Genomic DNA, 18,802 nt, shown 5'->3' on the forward strand with positions numbered 1-18,802 from the left:
ATGGTCAACGTTCTTCACTTCACCGGAGTCTCCGTCGTCCGGGGTGGCACAACCATCCTCGACTCAGTGGATTGGAGTGTAGACAGCGATCAGCGCTGGGTCATCCTCGGACCGAACGGTGCGGGGAAGACCACGACACTGCAGATCGCCGCCGCGCTCATGCACCCGTCCTCCGGTACCGCCGAGGTGCTCGAGGAGCCCATCGGCGGCAGCGACCTGTTCGAGCTGCGTCCGCGGATCGGCTTCGCCTCCACCGCCATGGCCCGCCGGGTGCCGGCCAACGAGACCGTGCTCAACGTCGTGATGACGGCGGCCTACTCGGTCACCGGCCGCTGGAACGAGGAGTACGAAGAGATCGACGAGCGCCGCGCGCAGCGGGTGCTCACCGAATGGAAGCTCGACCACCTGGCCGACCGCACATTCGGCAGCCTGAGCGACGGCGAACAGAAGCGCGTACAGATCGCCCGGTCGATCATGACCGACCCCGAGATCCTGCTTCTCGACGAACCCGCCGCGAGCCTCGACCTCGGCGCCCGGGAAGAACTGCTCCGTCTGCTGAGCGGCTTCGCGAGCGAACCGAACTCCCCGGCCATCATCATGGTCACCCACCACGTGGAAGAGATCCCGCGCGGATTCACCCACGTTCTGCTGTTGTCCGGCGGCAGCGTCGTCAGCGCCGGCCCGCTGGCGGAGTCCCTCACCTCGGACACCCTGACCCGCGCGTTCGGCCTGCCCATCGAGCTGACCGAGACCGACGGACGCTTCTCTGCCCGGGCAATCTGAGCCCTCCCGGGCGTCGGCCACCCGAGGCCCTCAGATTCTGCTAAACTCCATAGCTGGTCCTTAAGACCGGAATACTTTTCTGCCGCAACCGGCGAGCCAGAACCCACCCATCGACACGCAACAAGGAAGTCTCCATGAAGTCTGACATTCACCCCACATACGCTCCCGTGGTCTTCCGCGACCTCGCGTCGGGTGCGACGTTCCTTACCCGTTCGACGGTCTCCAGCTCGAAGACCATCGAGTGGGAAGACGGCACCACGTACCCGGTCATCGACGTGGAAATCTCCTCCGAGTCGCACCCGTTCTACACGGGCAAGCAGCGCATCATGGACTCCGCCGGACGCGTCGAGAAGTTCAACTCGCGGTACAAGGGCTTCGGCAAGTAGTCCGACCCTTCCACCACGCTTCAGGGCGACCGGCTTCGGCTGGTCGCCCTGTGTGATTTAACGCGCGTGGGTGAACGCGTCGGGCTTCGCCGGCCGTCACCCGCAGTGCAGCCAGTAGAAGCTCTGCGCGCCGAGGGTCAGCGTGAGGACGCCGTTCTCGTCGAACGAGGGGAACACGGCCCCGCCGAAGATGTCGTACAACCGGGTGCCCGCCAGATCGGGCGCCTCGACCCGGAACGCCACGGGGTTGTGCGCGAAGCTGAACACGCAGAGCAGGGTCTCAGGCTGGTCGCCGAAGCTCGACCCGGAGCCGGCATACTCTCGCACAAAGGCCAGAATCGACTCGTGGTCGGTTGCCAGTACCCGCATGGTGCCGAGGCCGAACGTGGGGTGCCCCTTGCGCACGTAGATCACGTTCCGGATCCAGTGCAGGAGTGACCCGGATTGGGCGAGGTGGGATTCCACGTTCGTCTGCGCGTAGTTGTACACCAGCGACTGCACGACAGGCAGGTACAGCTTCCCCGGATCAGCGGAGGAGAAGCCGCCGTTGCGGTCCGGGGTCCACTGCATGGGCGTGCGCGAACTGTCCCGGTCGGGCAGCCAGATGTTGTCGCCCATGCCGATCTCGTCGCCGTAGTAGAGGAACGGGCTGCCCGGCAGCGAGAACAGCAGCGCGTGAGCCAACTCGAGTTCGGACCGCGAGTTGTCCAGGAGCGGCGCGAGCCGCCGGCGGATGCCGATATTCGCCCGCATCCGGGGATCGTAGGCGTACCAGCCGTACATGGCCTGCCGGTACTCCTCGCTGACCATCTCCAGGGTGAGCTCGTCGTGATTACGCAGGAATACCGCCCACCCGGCGCCCTCGGGGATGTCCGTGGTCTCGGAGAGCACCCGGGTCAGCTCGCCGGCCCGCTGGGACCGCAGCGAGTAGAAGATCCGGGGCATCACCGGAAAATCGAACGCCATATGGCATTCCGGTTCCTCCTCCGTGCCGAAGAACGCGGCGACCTCCCGTGGCCACTGGTTGGCCTCGGCGAGCAGAATGCGTCCCGGATACTCGCGGTCGATCAGGGAGCGCAACCGCTTGATGAATTCGTGCGTGGGCGGTTCGCCTTCCCCATTCCCCTCGTCGGACTCGTAGAGGTAGGGGATCGCATCCAACCTGAATCCGTCCACGCCCATCTCCAGCCAGAAACGCATGACGTCCAGCACCGCCTCGTGCACCGCCGGGTTCTCAAAATTGAGGTCGGGTTGATGCGAGAAGAACCGGTGGAAGTAGAACTGCCGACGGACGGAATCGAACGCCCAGTTCGACTCCTCGGTATCGGTGAAGATGATGCGGATGTCCGGATACCTGTCGTCGGTGTCGTTCCAGACGTAGAAGTCGCCGAACGGCCCGTCGGGCTCCCTCCTCGACTGTTGGAACCACAGGTGCTGGTCGGACGTGTGGTTCAACGGCAGGTCGATCACGATGCGCATATTGCGCTCGTGGGCCTTCGTCACCAGCTCCTTGAACTCGTCGAGCGTGCCGAATTCGGGCAGGATCGACCGGTAGTCGGCCACGTCGTAGCCGCCGTCCCGCAACGGTGACGTGAAGAACGGCGGGATCCACAGCGCGTCGATGCCCAGCCACTGGAGGTAGTCGAGCTTCGAGATAAGCCCGGACAGGTCTCCGGAGCCGTCCGCGTTGCTGTCCACGAAGGACCGCACCATGACCTCGTAGAACACGGCCCGGCGGTACCACCGGGGATCCAGAGTCAACCCGGGAAGTTGGATCGGTGCGGTGAAGCTCACGGTGTTCCCTCCGGCCCTGCGCTGCGGTGGATGGGGCAGATGTAGGTGAGTCTAGGTCGATCGGCACGGGTTCTGTCCAGCCTCCTGCATGCCGCCCGCCTAAACTGGGACGGATGATCGTTCCCTCGCCTTTCGCCGACCTGCTCAGCCAGATGGACGCCCGCGCCGCCACCGTCACGGTGCTCGGCAGTGACACCCGGTACTGGGAGTACGGCGACCCCGAATCCCCGACGACGGTCGTGCTCGTGCACGGATTCCGCGGAGACCACCACGGCCTCGAAGCCGTCGTCGCCCAGCTGGACGGGCTGCGGATCATCTCGCCCGACCTGCCCGGTTTCGGCGAATCCTCGGCATTCGCAGCCCTGCCGCACACCATCGAGAGCTACGCCGCCTGGCTGGCGGAGTTCCTGCGCGTCCTGGCGGTCCCCGGCCGGCTCGTGGTGCTCGGCCACTCGTTCGGATCGATCGTCGTCGCGGCCGCCGCGGCCGCTCCGGCAGGCCTGCCCGCCCAGGACCTGGTCCTGGTGAACCCGATCGCCGCACCGGCACTCTCCGGGCCGCGCGGCATCCTGACCCGCCTCGCCGTCTTCTACTACTGGCTGGCCGCCCGGTTGCCCGAGCGCCTCGGCTTCGGCCTGCTGCGGAACCGGGTGATCGTGCGGGTGATGAGCATCACCATGGCCAAGACCCGCAACCGCCAACGGCGACGCTGGATCCACAATCAGCACGACCGCTACTTCTCCGCCTTCGCCGACCGCACCGTGGTGCTCGAGGCGTTCCGGGCGTCGGTGAGCCACGATGTCAGCGAATACGCGTCTGCCATCCCCACCCGCACGCTGCTGATCGCTGCCGACAAGGATGACATCACCCCCGTGGCCGCCCAGGAGCGGCTGGTCACCCAGTTCGCCGACGCGCAGCTCGAGGTGCTGCCTGGCGTGGGCCACCTCATCCACTACGAGGTCCCGGAGGCTGCCGCGCGCGCGCTGCGCCGTTTCCTGGCGGTGACGCCGGCATGACGGCCACGCCCGAGCGTTCCCTGCGCATCGTCTTCGACTGCCGTTACACGCGGATCGACCGTCACGACGGCATCAGCCGCTACACGGCCGGACTGGTCACCGAACTCGGCCGCCTGCACCCGGTCACGATGCTCATCAGCGACCACCGTCAGCTGGCCCTGCTGCCCGACCTGCCCTGGCAGCTCGTGCGAAAGCCCACCAGCGCGCTCGAGCCTCTCGTCGCCCTCACCGTGAACCGGCTGAAGCCCGACATCGTCTTCAGCCCCATGCAGACCATGGGCTCGTGGGGCCGACGGTACCGCCTGGTGCTCACGGTGCACGACCTGATCTACTACCGCAACCGCACACCTCCGCGGGAGTTCCCCGCAGCCATCCGCCTGCTCTGGCGGCTGTACCACCTGTCCTGGACGCCGCAGCGGATGCTCCTGAACCGGTCGGACGGCGTGGTGACGGTGTCGGAGACCACCGGTGAGTTGATCGCCAGGCACCGCCTCACCCGGCGGCCCGTTTCTGTTGTGCCGAATGCGGCGGATGCCGTGTCGCAGCCCGACGGCCTGGCGGCCCGGACCGAACCCGCCGCGAAGCGGCTGATCTACATGGGGTCGTTCATGCCGTACAAGAACGTGGACACCCTGGTGCGCGCCGCGGCGGCCCTGCCCGGCTACGAGCTGCACCTGCTCAGCCGGGTGAGCGACGACGAACGGGCGCGGCTCAGCGCCCTCGCCCCGCAGGCGGCCCTGGTGTTCCACAACGGTGTCAGCGACGACGAGTACGTGGCGTTGCTGGCCGGCGCGACCGCGCTGGTGAGCACCTCCCTCGACGAAGGCTTCGGCATCCCGCTGGTGGAGGCCATGGGCCTCGGCATCCCGGTCGTGGTCAGCGACATCCCCATTTTCCGGGAGATCGGTGGCGACGCGGCGAGCTACGTGGCCCCACGGGACCCCGACGCCGTGGCGGCGGCGGTGCTCGCCCTCGATCTGCCGGGGGAGTGGGCCCGTCGATCAGGGCTCTCGCTGCTGCAGGCCGCGCGCTTCACCTGGGCCGGATCGGCCGAGCGGCTCCTCCGGGTGCTGCAGGGCACCAGGGCCGCGTCACGGCGCGACTGACCCCGCCCGCCGCATGAGCGACGCGACCCGTCAGCGCACCGACACGAAGCGTTCGAGCACCAGCCGGCCGTCCTGCCAGCGGAAGTCATGCACCGACCCGTTCGGGATCAGCTCACCGGCCGCCGGGCGTTCCCCGTTGGTGGCGTAGCGCACCAGCGTGCCGATGACCCCGCCGTGGCAGACGACGATCACCTCCTGACCGGCGTAGGCCAGGGCGACGCGCTCAAGCGCGGGCAGCACCCGGTCCAGCACGGCCTGCCGGCTCTCCAGCCCTGGCACCCGGGAGCCGTCCGGGAACCGGAGCTGGCGCTCGGCGAACGTGAGCCCCTCGATCTCCCCGTGGTGGCGTTCGGTCAGCTCGGCGACGACCACGGGGGCGGCGTGGTCCAGCTCACCCGCGATGATCCGGGCGGTTTCATGCGCCCGGACCAGGGGACTGGTGACAATGGCATCCCACCTGGCGGTGCTGAGGCGCAAGCCGGTCTCCGCGGCCTGCGCGCGACCGGTGGAGTTCAGCGGGATGTCGGTGCTGCCCTGGATGCGGGTCTGCAGGTTCCAGTCGGTCTGGCCGTGCCGCACGATCGCGAGCCGGGTCATGACTCGATCAGCCTCGCCACAAGTCCCGCGAAGGTCTCCGACGTGCCCGCCTCCAGTTTGATCTGCGCGCGGCCGTCGCCCTTGGTCACACCACGATTGATCACCACGATGGGCAGCTTGCGGCGCCTGGCCAATTCGAGCAACCGGATGCCCGAGTTCACCGCGAGCGAGGAACCGGCGATGATCAGGGCATCCGCCGCCCGCACCAGCGCCGACGCCGCCGTGAACTTGGCCGTGGGAACAAGTTCGCCGAAGAAGACCACATTGGGCTTGAGCAGACCGCCGCAGACGGAACAGTCCGGAACGACGAAGTCATCGATGTCGACCACGATCGCGTCACCGTCCGGGGCGATCTCCACCTGGTCGGGGTCGGCGAGGACCGGGTTGTGCGCCTCGAGCCTGGCGGCGATGCTGTCGCGGCCGAAGGCCTGCCCGCAGGAGAGGCAGACCACCAGGTCCATGGAGCCGTGCAGGTCAACGACATGCCGGGACCCGGCCCTGGTGTGCAGGCCGTCGACGTTCTGGGTGACGACCCCGCTGACGAGACCGGCATCCTCCAGGGCCACAAGGGAGCGGTGACCGAGGTTGGGCTCGGCCGCCCGAAAGCGGTGCCAGCCGAGGTGGCTGCCGGCCCAGTACCGTTTGCGGGCCCGCTCGTCGGCCAGGAAGGTCTGGAAAGTCATCGGCACTCGCACGGGTGCGCCGGCGCCCCGGTAGTCCGGGATACCCGAGTCCGTGCTCACGCCGGCGCCGGTCAGGACGGCCGTGCGACGGCCGCGCAGGATCGCGGCAATCGCGTCGAGGTCTTTCCCGGCTACCGCCGGTGTCGTCAGGACAGTCTCGGCCGTCATCGTGCTCCATCCTCATCACGTCGTCGCCACCGGCGCCCGGAGGGGCCCTGGCGCGGCAGAGATGTCCTCTGAGTCTAAACTGGTCAGTTTTCGGCTGTGTTACGTTCGCGAAGGAGCGGCCGGCACGACAGCCCACCGAGAACCTCCCACCCAGCAGAACATCCCCGGAAAGGCGGCCTCCGCCGTGCAGATCGTCCCGATTACCGACCTCGACCAGCCGGGACTCTCCGACTACTCCCGACTGACCGATGTGGCTCTGCGCCGAGTGACCGAACCGGCGAACGGCTTGTACATCGCCGAGTCGGCCAAGGTGATCGGCCGCGCCCTCGACGCCGGCCATCGCCCGCGCTCGGTCCTCGTGCAGGAGCAGTGGTTGCCCGACGCCACCCGTCTCCTGAAGGACTGGCCCGACGTTCCCATCTACGTGGGGTCGGCCGCACTGCTCGAGCAGCTCACCGGGTACAACCTGCACCGTGGCGCCCTCGCCGCCATGCACCGGCCCGACCTGAAGTCGGTGGCCGACATCATCCGTGGCGCCCGGCGCATCGTGATCCTCGAGGACATCGTGGACCACACCAATGTGGGGGCGATCTTCCGGTCCGTCGCCGGGCTGGGCGCCGACGCCGTGTTGATCACTCCCCGGTGCGCCGACCCGCTCTACCGCCGCAGTGTGCGGGTGAGTATGGGAACCGTGCTGCAGGTGCCGTGGACGCGGCTGCCGGAGTGGGCAGAGGCCGCACCCGTGCTGCACGAGAACGGCTTCCACCTGGCCGCCCTCGCCCTCGCCGACGACGCCGTGTCCCTCGACGTCTTCGCCCGGCAGGCGCCCGAACGGGTCGCCATCGTCCTCGGCACCGAGGGCGATGGGCTGAGCCGCAATGCCCTGTCCGCGGCGGACACGATCGTGACGATCCCGATGCTGCACGGCGTGGACTCGCTCAACGTGGCCTCCGCCAGCGCCGTCGCTCTCTACGCCCTGCGCGTGTAGGCGGCTTCGGGGCGCGCGGCACTGCTGCGCCGCCCGGACACTTCTCCTCGTTAGAATCGACGGATGTCTCCCACCCGACGCCAGGTCTACCGCCGTCGGCGACTCGCTTTCTTCGGTGCCCTCGCCGTGGTCCTCGCGTCAGCCGTCTACCTCACCAGCACGGGCCTCGCACCCGTGTCCGCACTGGACGCCAGTGTCAGCGAACCCTCTGCTCTCACCCAGGCGGCCGCGACGCCCACCTGGCCGTCCCAGGGTGCCGGAGCGATCGGCGCGATCGGGTTCGACGGCGTGCTGGGCAGCAGCGGAGACCAGTCCTCTGTGCCCATCGCCAGCATCACCAAGATGGTCACGGCGCTGGTCATCCTCGATGCCAAGCCCCTCACCGGCGACGACGAAGGACCCGACATCAGCTTCACCGACAAGGACGTCGACATCTACTACGATGCCGTCGCCGAGAACGGCTCAGTGGCCCCGGTTTCCGCCGGGATGGTGCTCACCCAGCGTCAGGCCCTGGAGACCATGCTCATCCCGTCGGCGAACAACTACAGCGTCTCGCTGGCCGTGTGGGCGTTCGGCTCCGTCGACGCGTACCTCGGCGCCGCCTCCGCCTACCTCAGTGAGCACGGGCTGACCGCCACCACGGTTGCCGATACCAGCGGCATCTCCGCGCAGAGCGTGAGCAGCCCGTCCGACCTGGTGGCCATCGGCAAGCTGGTCATGGCCGATCCGGTGTTGCCCTCGATCGTGGCCATGCCGTCCGCGGAAATTCCCACCGTGGGAACCGTCACCAACACGAACAAGCTGCTCGGCGTCGACGGCGTCGACGGCATCAAGACCGGAACCACCGACGAGGCCGGCGCCTGCCTGCTCTTCGCCGTCGATGTTCCGGTGGGGGACACGACGGTGACCCTCGTGGGCGTCGTGCTCGGCGGGAACACCCATCCCGAATTGAACACGACCGTGCGCACCCTCATCGCCAGTGTGAGCCCCGGATTCCACCAGGTCACCCTGGTGGAGGAAGGGACCGTCTACGCCAGCTACACGACGCCGTGGGGCCAGTCAGGGCAGGCCGTGGCCGAGAGCTCCCAGTCAGCCGTCGTGTGGTCGGACACCCCGGTCAGCACCGACGTCGAGGTCGAGCCGCTCACCGTCGGCACCGAGGGCGATACCGTCGGCAGCGTCGACGTGACCATCGGCAGCGCCGTCGTCACGGTTCCGCTGATTTTGGACACCTCGATCACCGACCCCGGACCGTTCTGGCGCTGGACGCACCCCGGCCAGGTCTGACCCCAGCTGTCCGCGTCTAACCGTGCTTCCGCGCGGGTTCCTCCGGCTCGTCCAACCGGGTGACCGGTTCCACGGCAGGCCGCTTGGGCAGGATGTGGTCGCCGGACGACTGGTGCCGCACCCGCCGCAACACCCACGGCACCAGGTACTCCCGCGCCCAGGCGAGGTCCTCGGTGCGCGCCCGGCGCCAGGTGATGCCCGGCATGGGCTCGGGTACCAGGGGTTCGAGCGGATTCTCGACGTTCAGCACGTCCAGCACCATCCGGGCCACGGTGTGATGCCCGAGCGGGTTGAGGTGCAGCCGGTCCGGCGCCCACATTCGGGCGTCCTGGATCTCGGTCAATGACCACATGTCGGCCACGATGGCGTCGTGTGCGGCGGCGACGGCCCGGATGTTCTCGTTGTAGATGGCCACCTTGCCGCGCAGCCCCCTGAGGACGGGGGAGAAGCTCACGTCGATGCCGGTGAAGACCACCACCGTGGCTCCGTCTGAGCCCAGCAGGGTGACGGCCTCGTCCAAGCGCGCCGCGATCGCATCCGGGTCGCTGCCCGGCCGGAGCACGTCGTTTCCGCCGGCGGAGATCGTGATGAGGTCGGGGTGCAGGCCGAGGGCCGGGCGTACCTGCTCGGCGAGGATCTGGTTCATCAGCTTGCCGCGCACGGCGAGATTGCCGTAGGCGAAGTCGTCGGAGCCGAGGCTGAGCATCTCGGCGACCCTGTCGGCCCAGCCACGGTTGCCGCCCGGGCTGGCCGGTTCGGGATCGCCGACCCCCTCGGTGAAGGAGTCGCCGATCGCGACGTAGCGGGACCACGGGTGCTGCTGCTTCGTCATGCACTCATTCTGCCCCGTCGGGCGAATGTCGGCGCGAGTTGGTAAGTTCTTATGAAGTGACTACTCCACCTGACTTCGGATCCGCTTTCCGGGAACCCTCGCATCGGGAGACCACTGAACCCGGATTGTTCCTCCCGCCCTCCTCCGATCCCGAGGGGGCCGACAGCGCCCCTCGTGACAGCTTTCTGGCCGAGGTCGTCGACACGCCGCCGGTGTTCGGCCCGGCCCGCGGCCCGGCCGGTACCAGCGCCGCCGAGCACCTCTCGCCCTCCTTCCCCGAACGCGCGGCCTGGGGTACCGCCAGCAAGCTGCGGGCGTGGCAGGCCGAGGCCCTCGAGGCGTACTTCCAGCACCAGCCGCGCGACTTCCTCGCCGCCGCCACCCCCGGGGCAGGCAAGACCACCTTCGCCCTGCGCCTGGCCGCGGAGCTCCGGGCCCGCCGGGTGATCGACAGGATCACCGTGGTCGCCCCCACCGAGCACCTCAAACGCCAGTGGGCGGACGCCGCCGCCCGGGCCGGCATCCGGCTCGACCCCGGTTTCAAGAACGCGCACGGCCGTTACGGCAGCCATTTCCACGGCATCGCCGTCACCTACGCGCAGGTCGCGACCCGCGCCGCCCTGCACCGCGAACTGACGCAGTCCAGCCGCACGCTCGTGATCCTCGACGAGGTGCACCACGGCGGCGACGCCTTGAGCTGGGGCGACGCGATCCGGGAGGCCTTCGACCCCGCCACCCGGCGTCTCTCGCTGACCGGAACCCCGTTTCGCTCCGACACCTCGCCCATTCCTTTCGTGACCTACCTTCCCGACAAGCACGGCATCCGACTGTCCCAGAGCGACTACAACTACGGCTACGGCCGGGCGCTGGAGGACGGCGTCGTGCGTCCCGTCATGTTCATGGTCTACGCCGGGCACATGAAGTGGCGCACCCGGGCCGGCGACGAGATGGAAGCCAAGCTCGGCGAGGGCAACACCAAGGACATCACTTCCCAGGCCTGGCGCACGGCTCTCGAACCCAGCGGGCAGTGGATCCCCGCCGTGTTGCGCGCCGCCGACAGCCGTCTCACCGAGGTGCGGCACGGCATCCCCGATGCCGGCGGCCTGGTTATCGCGACCGATCAGACCACCGCGCGCGCCTACGCCGCGATCCTCGAGGAGATCTCCGGCGAGCCGGCCACCGTGGTGCTCTCCGACGAGAAGGAGTCCAGCGACCGGATCGACGAGTTCTCGCACAACACCCGTCGCTGGATGGTCGCGGTGCGGATGGTGTCCGAAGGCGTGGACGTGCCACGCCTGGCCGTGGGCGTGTACGCCACGAGCGCCTCGACCCCGCTGTTCTTCGCCCAGGCCATCGGGCGTTTCGTGCGCGCCCGCCGTCGCGGTGAGACCGCGTCGATCTTCCTGCCCAATGTTCCCGGACTATTGAGCCTGGCCAACGCCATGGAGCTGGAACGCGACCACGCCCTCGACCGCAGCAACCGGGACGACGGCGACGACGGCATGTACAACCCCGAGGACGCCATGGTGGCGGCCGCGAACAAGACCGAGAAGGCCTCCGACGAGCTCGGCGAGGAATTCACCTGGCAGGCGCTGGACTCCCAGGCCACCTTCGACATGGTGATGTTCAACGGCGACGAGTACGGCGAGCTGGCCGAGCCCGGCACCGACGAAGAATTCGACTTCATCGGCATCCCCGGGCTCCTCGAGCCCGAGCAGGTCTCCGAGCTGCTGCGCCAGCGCCAGCAGAAGCAGTCCAAGCGCGGCTCCGAACGCCGCACCGCCGCCGCAGCGGTGGAGGGGGCACCGCCGGAGCCCATTCCGCTCTATCGCACGCTCAAGGAGCAGCGGACGCTGCTGGGCAGCCTTGTGGGCATGTGGTCGAAGCTGTCGGGGGAGCCGCACGCCATGGTGCACGCGGAGCTCCGCCGGCTGTGCGGCGGCCCCGCCGTGGCCCAGGCCAGCGTCACCCAGATCCAGAAACGCATCGACCTGCTCCGCCAGCGACTCGGCCGCAGCTGACCCGCAGGCCCGCGTATCGCATCGCATCGTAGAAGGGTCGGCGAAATCCGACCGAAACGCAGTTGTGACGCAGTTGGTGCAGGGGGAGCTGTTGGGGTCGAAGAATGGTCGATAAACTGGCGCGCAACGAAAGAGAGCGTGTATGGATTCCAAGAAAGCCGACCTGGACCGGGTAGATCGGGCCCTGCTGCGCGCACTCTCGGTCAACGCCCGGGCGTCGGGCGCCGCCCTGGCCGCCGAGATCGGAGTGGCCGAGTCCACGGTGTCGTTGCGGCTGCGCCGTCTGCAGCAGCTGGGCCACATCCGCGGGTACCGGGCGAACATCGACCTGGCCGCCCTCGGCGCGTCGCTGCAGGCACTGATCTCGGTGCGTCTGGCCAAGCACGCCCGCGAGCAGATCGACGACTTCCGCAGCGCCGCTCCGCACTGGCCCGGCGTGATCGGTCTCTTCCACACCGCCGGCGCCGACGACTATCTGCTGCACGTGGCGGCGGCGGACGCCTCCGACCTGCGTGACTTCGTCCTCGAGCACCTGGCCGAGCATCCGGCCGTTGCGCACACGGAGACCAACCTGATCTTCGAGTACGTGGACGGCGACGGCTGGCAGGACCTGGTCAAATAAGACCACCAGGGCACCCGCGCTCCCGCGCCATACTCCACCTGGACCCCGTTCGGACAACTGCACCCGGTGTTCCGGGTGCACAGGTCCGAACGGGGGCATTCTGCGTGCGCCGGGAGTTAAAAAAATAACGCCCCCGCCGAAGCGGGGGCGTTATCGCAGCTTATGTTGAGCTGAAGCGGCTCTATTTAGAGGGCGCGGATGTTCTCAGCCTGGGGACCCTTGGGGCCCTGGGTGACCTCGAATTCGACCTTCTGGTTCTCGTCGAGCGACTTGTAGCCGTTCGAAGCGATCGCAGAGTAGTGCGCGAAGACATCGGCGCTTCCGTCGTCGGGAGCGATGAATCCGAAGCCCTTTTCAGCGTTGAACCATTTCACGGTACCTGTTGCCATTATGAAACTCCTCCAGGAGTGTTAGAAAGGCCCCGACTTTCGAGGCCGTTCGTCGCGGTATTCGTCGTCCGCTTCCGAAAGGAATAAGCCCGTACCGACCGAAGTCCATACGTTTTTTAGACGTGCAAGCACTACAACTACTTCGTCCACACTAGCCCACATCGCTCGGTCCGCGTGGAGATCTGTGCCAAAAAGGGATCAAAGTGTTACGAATTCTGGCCGAAATGCCCAAATGTTACGGATGCGCCGGATCAATCGACGGTCACGAAATCGATGAGCTGCTCCACCCGGCCCAACAGGGCAGGCTCGAGGTCGGCGTAGGTACGCACCTGGCCCAGGATCCGCTGCCAGGCACGGGCGATATCGGCCTGGTCCTCGTGCGGCCAGCCCAGTGCCTGACAGATGCCGTGCTTCCATTCGATGCTGCGGGGGATCTGCGGCCAGGCGGTCAAATTCAGCCGGGCGGGCTTGACCGACTGCCACACATCCACGTATGGATGGCCGACCACGAGGACGTGACGTCCATGCGGTCCACGGGCGACGGCCTCGGCGATCCGGCTCTCCTTTGAGCCCGGCACCAGATGGTCGACGAGAACGCCCACGCGGCGTGTCGGACCGGGCTTGAACTCGGCGAGCAGTTCCGCGAGGTTGTCCACGCCCTCTATGTACTCGACCACGACACCCTCGATGCGCAGGTCCGGGCCCCAGACCTTCTCCACGAGCTCGGCGTCGTGCCGGCCCTCCACGAAGATCCGGCTGGCCCTGGCCACCCGGGCCGGGGCATCGGCCACGGCGAAAGATCCCGATGCGGTACGTCCGCGGCCCACCGGGGCACTCGCCCGGGGCGGGACGAGGACCACGGGCTCCCCGTCGAGAAGGAAGCCGGCGCCCAGGGGGAAGAGGCGGAGCTTCCCGAACCGGTCCTCGAGCGTGACGACCTTCTTCTCCACGCGGATCACCGCCCCGCAGAATCCGGTGGCGACCTCCTCCACGACGAGGTCGCGGACGGCCTCCTGCTGCGGTACGACCCGGCGGCCGGCCTCTCGCCATCCGTCGGCGAGTACGTCATTCGAGTAGCGGTCATCAGTCACTGGATCGACGCTAGCGGAAGTCACGTGACGACGTGTGGGCCACCACGGTGAGCGGTTCGAACCGGTCGGCGATCAGGTTGACGACGCCTTCGGGGGAGCGCTCCAGGATTCCCCGGATCATCAGGGCCGGAGATTCCCGGGCGATGCGCCGGAAGCGGTTCCACACACCCACACTGACCACGACATTGACATTCCCGGTCTCGTCTTCGAGGTTGATGAAGGTGACTCCGTTGGCCGTCGCAGGCCGCTGGCGGTGCGTGACGATGCCGCCGACCTCGATGCGCCGGCCGTTCTCGGCGCGGGCCAGCCTGTCGGCGGGCACGGCGCCGCGGGCTTCGAGCCTGGAACGGGCGTGGCGGATGGGATGGTCGTCCGTGGACACCCCGGTGGACCACAGATCGTAGGCGACCTGCTCAACGGGGGTCATCAAGGCCAGGAGGGGCGGCTGCACCATCTCGACCGACCCGGCGAGGTGCGCGTCGGTGTCCTGAGCGGCCTCGCCTGCACTCCACAACGCCTGCCGGCGTTCGAGCCCCAAGCCCTCGAACGCGCCGGCGGTGGCCAGGGACTCGAGTTGTTCCGCCGACAGGCCGGCGCGACGGGCCAGATCGTTCATCGACCGGTACGGGCCGAAACGTTCCCGCTCCGCCACGATCCGCTCGGCGACGTTCGTGCCGATGGACCGCACCCCGGCCAGGCCGAGCCGCACCGCCCAGGCACCGTCCCGCCTGTGGGCCCGGTCTTCGGCCGGGCGGCTGCGGTCGTACTCGGCAACGGGCGGTTGCTCAGAGTCCAGGCACGCCTCGCGTCCACCGCCGGCCGCGGGATCGGCCGCCTGCTCCAGGACGGCTGCCGTACCGGAGAGCTGCACATCCGGTCGCAGCACCTCAACGCCATGCCGGCGGGCATCCGCCACAAGCGATTGCGGGGAGTAGAAGCCCATCGGCTGGGCGCGCAGAAGGGCGGCCAGGAACGCTCCGGGGTAGTGCAGCTTGAGCCAGGCGCTGGCGTAGACGAGCAGGGCGAAGCTGATGGAGTGGCTCTCGGCGAAGCCGAAGTTGGAGAAGGCCTCGATCTTCTCGTAGATCTCGTCGGCGAGGTCGCCCGTGATGCCGTTGCCGGCCATGCCCTCGTACAGGGTGGCCCGCAGGGTGGAGATCTTCTCCACACCGCGTTTGGAGCCCATGGCCCTGCGCAGGAGATCGGCGTCCTCGCCGCTGCATCCGCCAACGGCCATGGCCATCTGCATGAGCTGCTCCTGGAACAGGGGCACCCCGAGTGTCCGCTCCAATACCGGTTCGAGCTTGGGGTGCAAGTAGGTGACCGGTTCCTGGCCGAGCTTCCGCCGGATGTACGGATGCACAGCGCCACCCTGGATGGGACCCGGCCTGATCAGGGCGATCTCAACGACCAGATCGTAGAACCGGCGTGGTTGCAGGCGCGGGAGAGTTCCCATCTGTGCCCGGCTCTCGACCTGGAACACGCCGATGGAGTCGGCGCGGCACAGCATGTCGTAGACGCCCGCCTCTTCGCGTGGGATGCTGCCGAGCGTCCAGGTCTCGCCCAGGGACTCGGCGACGAGGTCGAAGGTGTATTGCAGGGCGGCGAGCATGCCCAGCCCCAGCAGGTCGAACTTGACCAGGCCCATCCAGGCGCAGTCGTCCTTGTCCCACTGCAGAACGGTGCGGTTTTCCTTGCGGGCGTGTTCGATCGGGCAGACCTCGCCGACGGGGCGGTCGGTGAGCACCATGCCGCCGGAGTGGATGCCGAGGTGGCGGGGGAAGCCCAGAACCTGCCCGGCCAGATCGGTGACCTGCTCGGGGATGTCGTGGTCGGCGCTGCTGACGGTGCCGCCCCAGCGTTCCACCTGCTTGGACCAGGCATCCTGTTGGCCGGTGCTGTAGCCCAGCGCCTTGGCCATGTCACGGACGGCGAACTTGGGCCGATACGTGATGACGTTGGCGACCTGGGCCGCGTTCAGCCGTCCATAGCGTTCATACACGTACTGGATCACCTCTTCGCGCCGGTCGGAATCGAAGTCGACATCGATGTCGGGTTCCTCTTCGCGCAGGCTGGACAGGAACCGTTCGAAAGGGAGGCGATAGAAGATCGAGTCGACGGCGGTGATCCCGATGACAAAGCAGACCGCCGAGTTCGCCGCGGAGCCGCGTCCCTGGCAGAGGATGCCGCGCCCGCGGGCGAACTGGACGATATCGTGCACGATGAGGAAATAACCGGGGAAGTCCTTGGCCTCGATCACGGCCAGCTCCTTCTCCAAGCGATCCCGCACATTGTCGTTGTAGCCCGGATAGGCCCGCTCGGCGCCGGCCCAGACCAGTTCGCGCAGCCAGCTCATCGGGGTGTGCCCCTCGGGGACGTGCTGCTGCGGAAGCCGGGGTCTGGCCCGGCGCAAGGAGAAGGCGAGGTCGTCGGCCAGAGGAACGGTGCCCGCCACAGCTCCCGGGTAGCGGCGGAACCGTTCCGCCATCTCGGAGCCGCTGCGCAGATGCCGGGTGGGCCCGGCGGGAAGCCAGCCGTCCATGTCGTCCAGGCTGCGTTGGGCGCGCACGGCCGCCAGGGCCGAGAACAGCCGGAAATCCGACGGGCGGGCGTAACGGACGTTATTGGTCGCGAGCACCGGCAGCCGGGCCCGCTCGGCGAGGCCGGCCAAGAGGTCGTTCGTCACGGTGTCCTGCGGCTGCCCGTGGTCGACCAGTTCCACCTTCACGCTGTCCCGGCCGAAGAGCGCCACCAGGCGGTCGATCTCCCGGGCCGCGGCGGTCTCCCCGCCGTCGGCGAGTGCTCGCCGAACCGCCCCCGACCGAGAACCGGTGAGAATCGTCCAATTCCCGGCCGATCGTGCTGCGAGGTCGTCCAGGTCGTAGCTGGGTCGTCCCTTTTCGCCGCCGGCCAGCTGGCCCTCGGTGAGGGCTGCGGCCAGCCGGTGGTAGCCCTCTTGACCGCGGGCCAACACCACCAGATGGGTGCCCTCCGGCTCCGGGACCCCGTTCTGACGCCGGGGGAGGTCGAGCGAGAGTTCGGCGCCGAAGACGGTCCGGATCTGGGGGTAGCTCTCGGCGGTCTCGGCCAGGCGCACCGCCCCGTAGAGGCCGTCGTGGTCGGTGAGCGCCAGGCCGCGAAGACCCAGCCCGGCGGCCTCCTCGAGGAGCTGCTCCGGGGAGCTGCCGCCGTCGAGGAAACTGAAGTTGGAGTGCGCGTGGAGCTCGGCGTACGGGACGGCCTGCTCGGTATTCCGCACGGGCTCGACCGGAACGTAGGGCTGACGATGCCGGGACCAGGCCGGGCTGTCGCCGCCATCGGCGGCCGGAGGCGGCCCGCCTGGGCGCCGGTCGGAGAGTTTCCGCTCCAGCTCCGACCACGGGATGGGCGGGTTATCGAATCCCACGGCGGGTCTCCTTCGCTGGGTCGGGGTGGGTCATACGGGGCTCGGTCACAGGGGGCCAGGTCCAGGGTGCTCAGTCATACCGGGCCTCCGCACGCCACCCGTCGTCATCGAGCGCCAACAACCAGGCGTCCCCGGAATCCTCGACGATCTGCATCCGCTGCACCCGCCGGGACGACCCGGCGTCCCACCAGCGCTCCTGCACGGGCCACGGCCCGGCCCACGCGACAACCCGGCGCGGGTCGGCGCCGGCGGGCCGATCGGTGAACCGGTCCGGAGCATGGGTGACGGCCCCCCGCTCGTCCACGGCCACGTCCCGCCCGTCGGCGGCCACCAGGCTGACGGGAACCCGCCGAGTGAACACCGTCGACGGAAGCAGGCCACCGAGACTGCCCGACCAGGGCCGCACTCCGGCGCCACCGGGTGCGGGAGCCGGCGCGTCGTCGCCCCAGGGCACCCAGCGTTGCCGGTCGGCGAGCATGCGCCCGCCGCCGACCGAGGCCGTCACGACGCCCTCGTGCCCCACGAGGCCCTGCACCCTGGTGAGGGCATGGTGGATGCGTTCGTCGGGGCCTGTTCCCCACAGACCGGCCTCGTGGTTGGCCACCGCGTCGAGCCGGTCGGGGGAGAAGACCACCCGCACGACGCCCGCCGACAGGCCGGAACTGGCGCGGCCCTCGCCCTGCAGCTGCCAGCGCACCCGGTCGATGAGGTCGGTCGCCGTGAACCACCGTGGATGCCGCCAGGTGCGTTCGGTGAGGAGGCCGTCGTCGGTGCCGACCAGGATCGTCACGACCGTGCAGACCAGGGTGTGCTCCCGCAGGATGCGGACGAACTGTTCTGCCGTCGCACGCAGGGCGAAGGCGAGCTGGTCGATGCGCTCCAGCGCCGGCTCGAACTCCCTGCCCTGGTCGAACACCGGAGCGGGGGTGCGGGGAACGATCTCTTCACGTTCCCGTCCACCGGCCCTGGCGTGAGCCTGGGCCGCGGCGGCTCCGAACCGCCGGTGAACATCCTGGGCAGGCAGGGCGGCGAACTGGCCGAGTGTGTGCACGCCGAGCCTGGCGAGCAGGGTTCCGAGCCCGGCATCGGCCACCGTCGAGACCGGAAGCGGGGCGAGGAACCCGGCAGAGGAGCCCGGGGCGATGGTGTGGATCCGCTCGGACGGCGCACCGTGCCGGGCAGCCTGTTCGGCGGCGAACGGGCCGTCCGCGACGCCTGCCCGCGCGTCGGGGAAGCCGACGCCGCTCAGGTAGGTCAGCACCGCCTGGACAGCGGCGGTCTCGCTGCCGTAGTAGCGCACCGGCCCCCGGGCACGGATAGCGCAGGTGCCCGGTCGCAACACGGCGACACCCGGGGTGACGGCCTCGATGCCGTCGACCACCGGGTCGAAGGCCCGGCGGTCGAGCACCGGGTCGTAGGGCTGCACGACGAGGTCGGGGCAGCGGAACTGCGCCTCCCGCACCGTCAGGCCGCGCCGCACGCCCTGGTGGCGGGCCGCCTCGGAGGCGGCGAACACCAGGCCGCCCTGCAGGAGCACAAGGGGGACGCCGATCTCCAGCGCCGCGGCCGCCCTCGCCGCCACGACCGGCCAGTCCGGGATCCACAGCACGATGGTTCGTTCCCGATTCACGGT

The 18,802-nt window shown here is 68.7% G+C and carries 16 protein-coding genes; 8 read left to right on the top strand and 8 right to left on the bottom strand.

Annotated features, from left to right (window positions below):
• Window positions 1-783 (top strand): ABC transporter ATP-binding protein, encoded by a 783-nt coding sequence (locus tag DOE79_RS01280; RefSeq protein WP_120336945.1) that lies wholly within the window; start codon window positions 1-3, stop codon window positions 781-783.
• A 134-nt stretch (window positions 784-917) separates the two neighbouring features.
• Window positions 918-1,169 carry a type B 50S ribosomal protein L31 gene (locus tag DOE79_RS01285; protein WP_066595443.1) on the top strand — a complete coding sequence of 84 codons (252 nt, stop codon included), beginning with the start codon at window positions 918-920 and terminating at the stop codon, window positions 1,167-1,169.
• 96 nt (window positions 1,170-1,265) lie between these two features.
• On the opposite strand, the gene treS is transcribed toward DOE79_RS01285, so the two are convergent.
• Window positions 1,266-2,963, bottom strand: coding sequence for a maltose alpha-D-glucosyltransferase (gene treS / locus DOE79_RS01290; RefSeq protein WP_120336946.1), 1,698 nt, complete (start codon window positions 2,961-2,963; stop codon window positions 1,266-1,268).
• A 113-nt stretch (window positions 2,964-3,076) separates the two neighbouring features.
• Between treS and DOE79_RS01295 the strand changes: the two genes are divergently transcribed.
• On the top strand, window positions 3,077-3,979 hold the full coding sequence (locus DOE79_RS01295; RefSeq protein ID WP_120336947.1) for an alpha/beta fold hydrolase: 903 nt from the start codon (window positions 3,077-3,079) through the stop codon (window positions 3,977-3,979).
• Between the two features lie 20 nt (window positions 3,980-3,999).
• On the top strand, window positions 4,000-5,085 hold the full coding sequence (locus tag DOE79_RS01300) for a glycosyltransferase family 4 protein (RefSeq protein WP_120340083.1): 1,086 nt from the start codon (window positions 4,000-4,002) through the stop codon (window positions 5,083-5,085).
• 30 nt (window positions 5,086-5,115) lie between these two features.
• Here DOE79_RS01300 and DOE79_RS01305 read toward each other — a convergent pair whose 3' ends face one another.
• Complete coding sequence (locus tag DOE79_RS01305) at window positions 5,116-5,682, bottom strand: histidine phosphatase family protein (protein WP_120336948.1); 567 nt, start codon at window positions 5,680-5,682, stop codon at window positions 5,116-5,118.
• On the bottom strand, window positions 5,679-6,533 hold the full coding sequence (locus DOE79_RS01310) for a Sir2 family NAD-dependent protein deacetylase (protein WP_120336949.1): 855 nt from the start codon (window positions 6,531-6,533) through the stop codon (window positions 5,679-5,681). Before DOE79_RS01310 ends, DOE79_RS01305 begins: the two co-directional genes overlap by 4 nt.
• Window positions 6,534-6,717: 184 nt before the next feature.
• Here DOE79_RS01310 and DOE79_RS01315 point away from each other — a divergent pair, with 184 nt between their 5' ends.
• Together DOE79_RS01315 and DOE79_RS01320 are read left to right on the top strand one after the other, a co-directional pair.
• Window positions 6,718-7,521: a TrmH family RNA methyltransferase gene (locus DOE79_RS01315; RefSeq protein WP_120336950.1), complete on the top strand. Its 804-nt coding sequence runs from the start codon at window positions 6,718-6,720 to the stop codon at window positions 7,519-7,521.
• A 63-nt stretch (window positions 7,522-7,584) separates the two neighbouring features.
• The gene (locus DOE79_RS01320) at window positions 7,585-8,808 is read left to right on the top strand and encodes a D-alanyl-D-alanine carboxypeptidase family protein (RefSeq protein WP_120336951.1); all 1,224 of its coding nucleotides are present in this window, start codon (window positions 7,585-7,587) and stop codon (window positions 8,806-8,808) included.
• Between the two features lie 16 nt (window positions 8,809-8,824).
• Here the strand turns inward: DOE79_RS01320 and DOE79_RS01325 are convergent, their stop codons facing one another.
• Window positions 8,825-9,640: an SGNH/GDSL hydrolase family protein gene (locus DOE79_RS01325; RefSeq protein WP_120336952.1), complete on the bottom strand. Its 816-nt coding sequence runs from the start codon at window positions 9,638-9,640 to the stop codon at window positions 8,825-8,827.
• A 212-nt stretch (window positions 9,641-9,852) separates the two neighbouring features.
• Here DOE79_RS01325 and DOE79_RS01330 point away from each other — a divergent pair, with 212 nt between their 5' ends.
• Together DOE79_RS01330 and DOE79_RS01335 are read left to right on the top strand one after the other, a co-directional pair.
• On the top strand, window positions 9,853-11,661 hold the full coding sequence (locus tag DOE79_RS01330; RefSeq protein WP_120340084.1) for a DEAD/DEAH box helicase: 1,809 nt from the start codon (window positions 9,853-9,855) through the stop codon (window positions 11,659-11,661).
• 142 nt (window positions 11,662-11,803) lie between these two features.
• Complete coding sequence (locus DOE79_RS01335) at window positions 11,804-12,283, top strand: Lrp/AsnC family transcriptional regulator (protein WP_066595420.1); 480 nt, start codon at window positions 11,804-11,806, stop codon at window positions 12,281-12,283.
• A 185-nt stretch (window positions 12,284-12,468) separates the two neighbouring features.
• On the opposite strand, the gene cspE is transcribed toward DOE79_RS01335, so the two are convergent.
• From cspE to DOE79_RS01355, 4 genes are all read right to left on the bottom strand, one after another.
• Window positions 12,469-12,672, bottom strand: coding sequence for a transcription antiterminator/RNA stability regulator CspE (gene cspE, locus DOE79_RS01340; protein WP_035840308.1), 204 nt, complete (start codon window positions 12,670-12,672; stop codon window positions 12,469-12,471).
• Between the two features lie 251 nt (window positions 12,673-12,923).
• Window positions 12,924-13,763 (bottom strand): DUF3097 domain-containing protein, encoded by an 840-nt coding sequence (locus DOE79_RS01345; protein WP_120336953.1) that lies wholly within the window; start codon window positions 13,761-13,763, stop codon window positions 12,924-12,926.
• Between the two features lie 10 nt (window positions 13,764-13,773).
• On the bottom strand, window positions 13,774-17,169 hold the full coding sequence (locus DOE79_RS01350) for an error-prone DNA polymerase (RefSeq protein WP_120336954.1): 3,396 nt from the start codon (window positions 17,167-17,169) through the stop codon (window positions 13,774-13,776).
• A 70-nt stretch (window positions 17,170-17,239) separates the two neighbouring features.
• Window positions 17,240-18,799: a DNA polymerase Y family protein gene (locus DOE79_RS01355; protein WP_245977063.1), complete on the bottom strand. Its 1,560-nt coding sequence runs from the start codon at window positions 18,797-18,799 to the stop codon at window positions 17,240-17,242.
• Window positions 18,800-18,802: the final 3 nt, after the last annotated feature.

The sequence above is a fragment of the Cryobacterium soli genome (assembly GCF_003611035.1).
Classification (GTDB): domain Bacteria; phylum Actinomycetota; class Actinomycetes; order Actinomycetales; family Microbacteriaceae; genus Cryobacterium; species Cryobacterium soli.

Bases quoted from the DNA above. Each gene is read 5' to 3' on its own strand.
- DOE79_RS01280 (WP_120336945.1), top strand. From the start codon at position 1: ATGGTCAACGTTCTTCACTTCACCGGAGTCTCCGTCGTCCGGGGTGGC.
- DOE79_RS01285 (WP_066595443.1), top strand. From the start codon at position 918: ATGAAGTCTGACATTCACCCCACATACGCTCCCGTGGTCTTCCGCGAC.
- DOE79_RS01295 (WP_120336947.1), top strand. From the start codon at position 3,077: ATGATCGTTCCCTCGCCTTTCGCCGACCTGCTCAGCCAGATGGACGCC.
- DOE79_RS01305 (WP_120336948.1), bottom strand. From the start codon at position 5,682: ATGACCCGGCTCGCGATCGTGCGGCACGGCCAGACCGACTGGAACCTG.
- DOE79_RS01310 (WP_120336949.1), bottom strand. From the start codon at position 6,533: ATGACGGCCGAGACTGTCCTGACGACACCGGCGGTAGCCGGGAAAGAC.
- DOE79_RS01320 (WP_120336951.1), top strand. From the start codon at position 7,585: ATGTCTCCCACCCGACGCCAGGTCTACCGCCGTCGGCGACTCGCTTTC.
- DOE79_RS01325 (WP_120336952.1), bottom strand. From the start codon at position 9,640: ATGACGAAGCAGCAGCACCCGTGGTCCCGCTACGTCGCGATCGGCGAC.
- DOE79_RS01335 (WP_066595420.1), top strand. From the start codon at position 11,804: ATGGATTCCAAGAAAGCCGACCTGGACCGGGTAGATCGGGCCCTGCTG.
- cspE (WP_035840308.1), bottom strand. From the start codon at position 12,672: ATGGCAACAGGTACCGTGAAATGGTTCAACGCTGAAAAGGGCTTCGGA.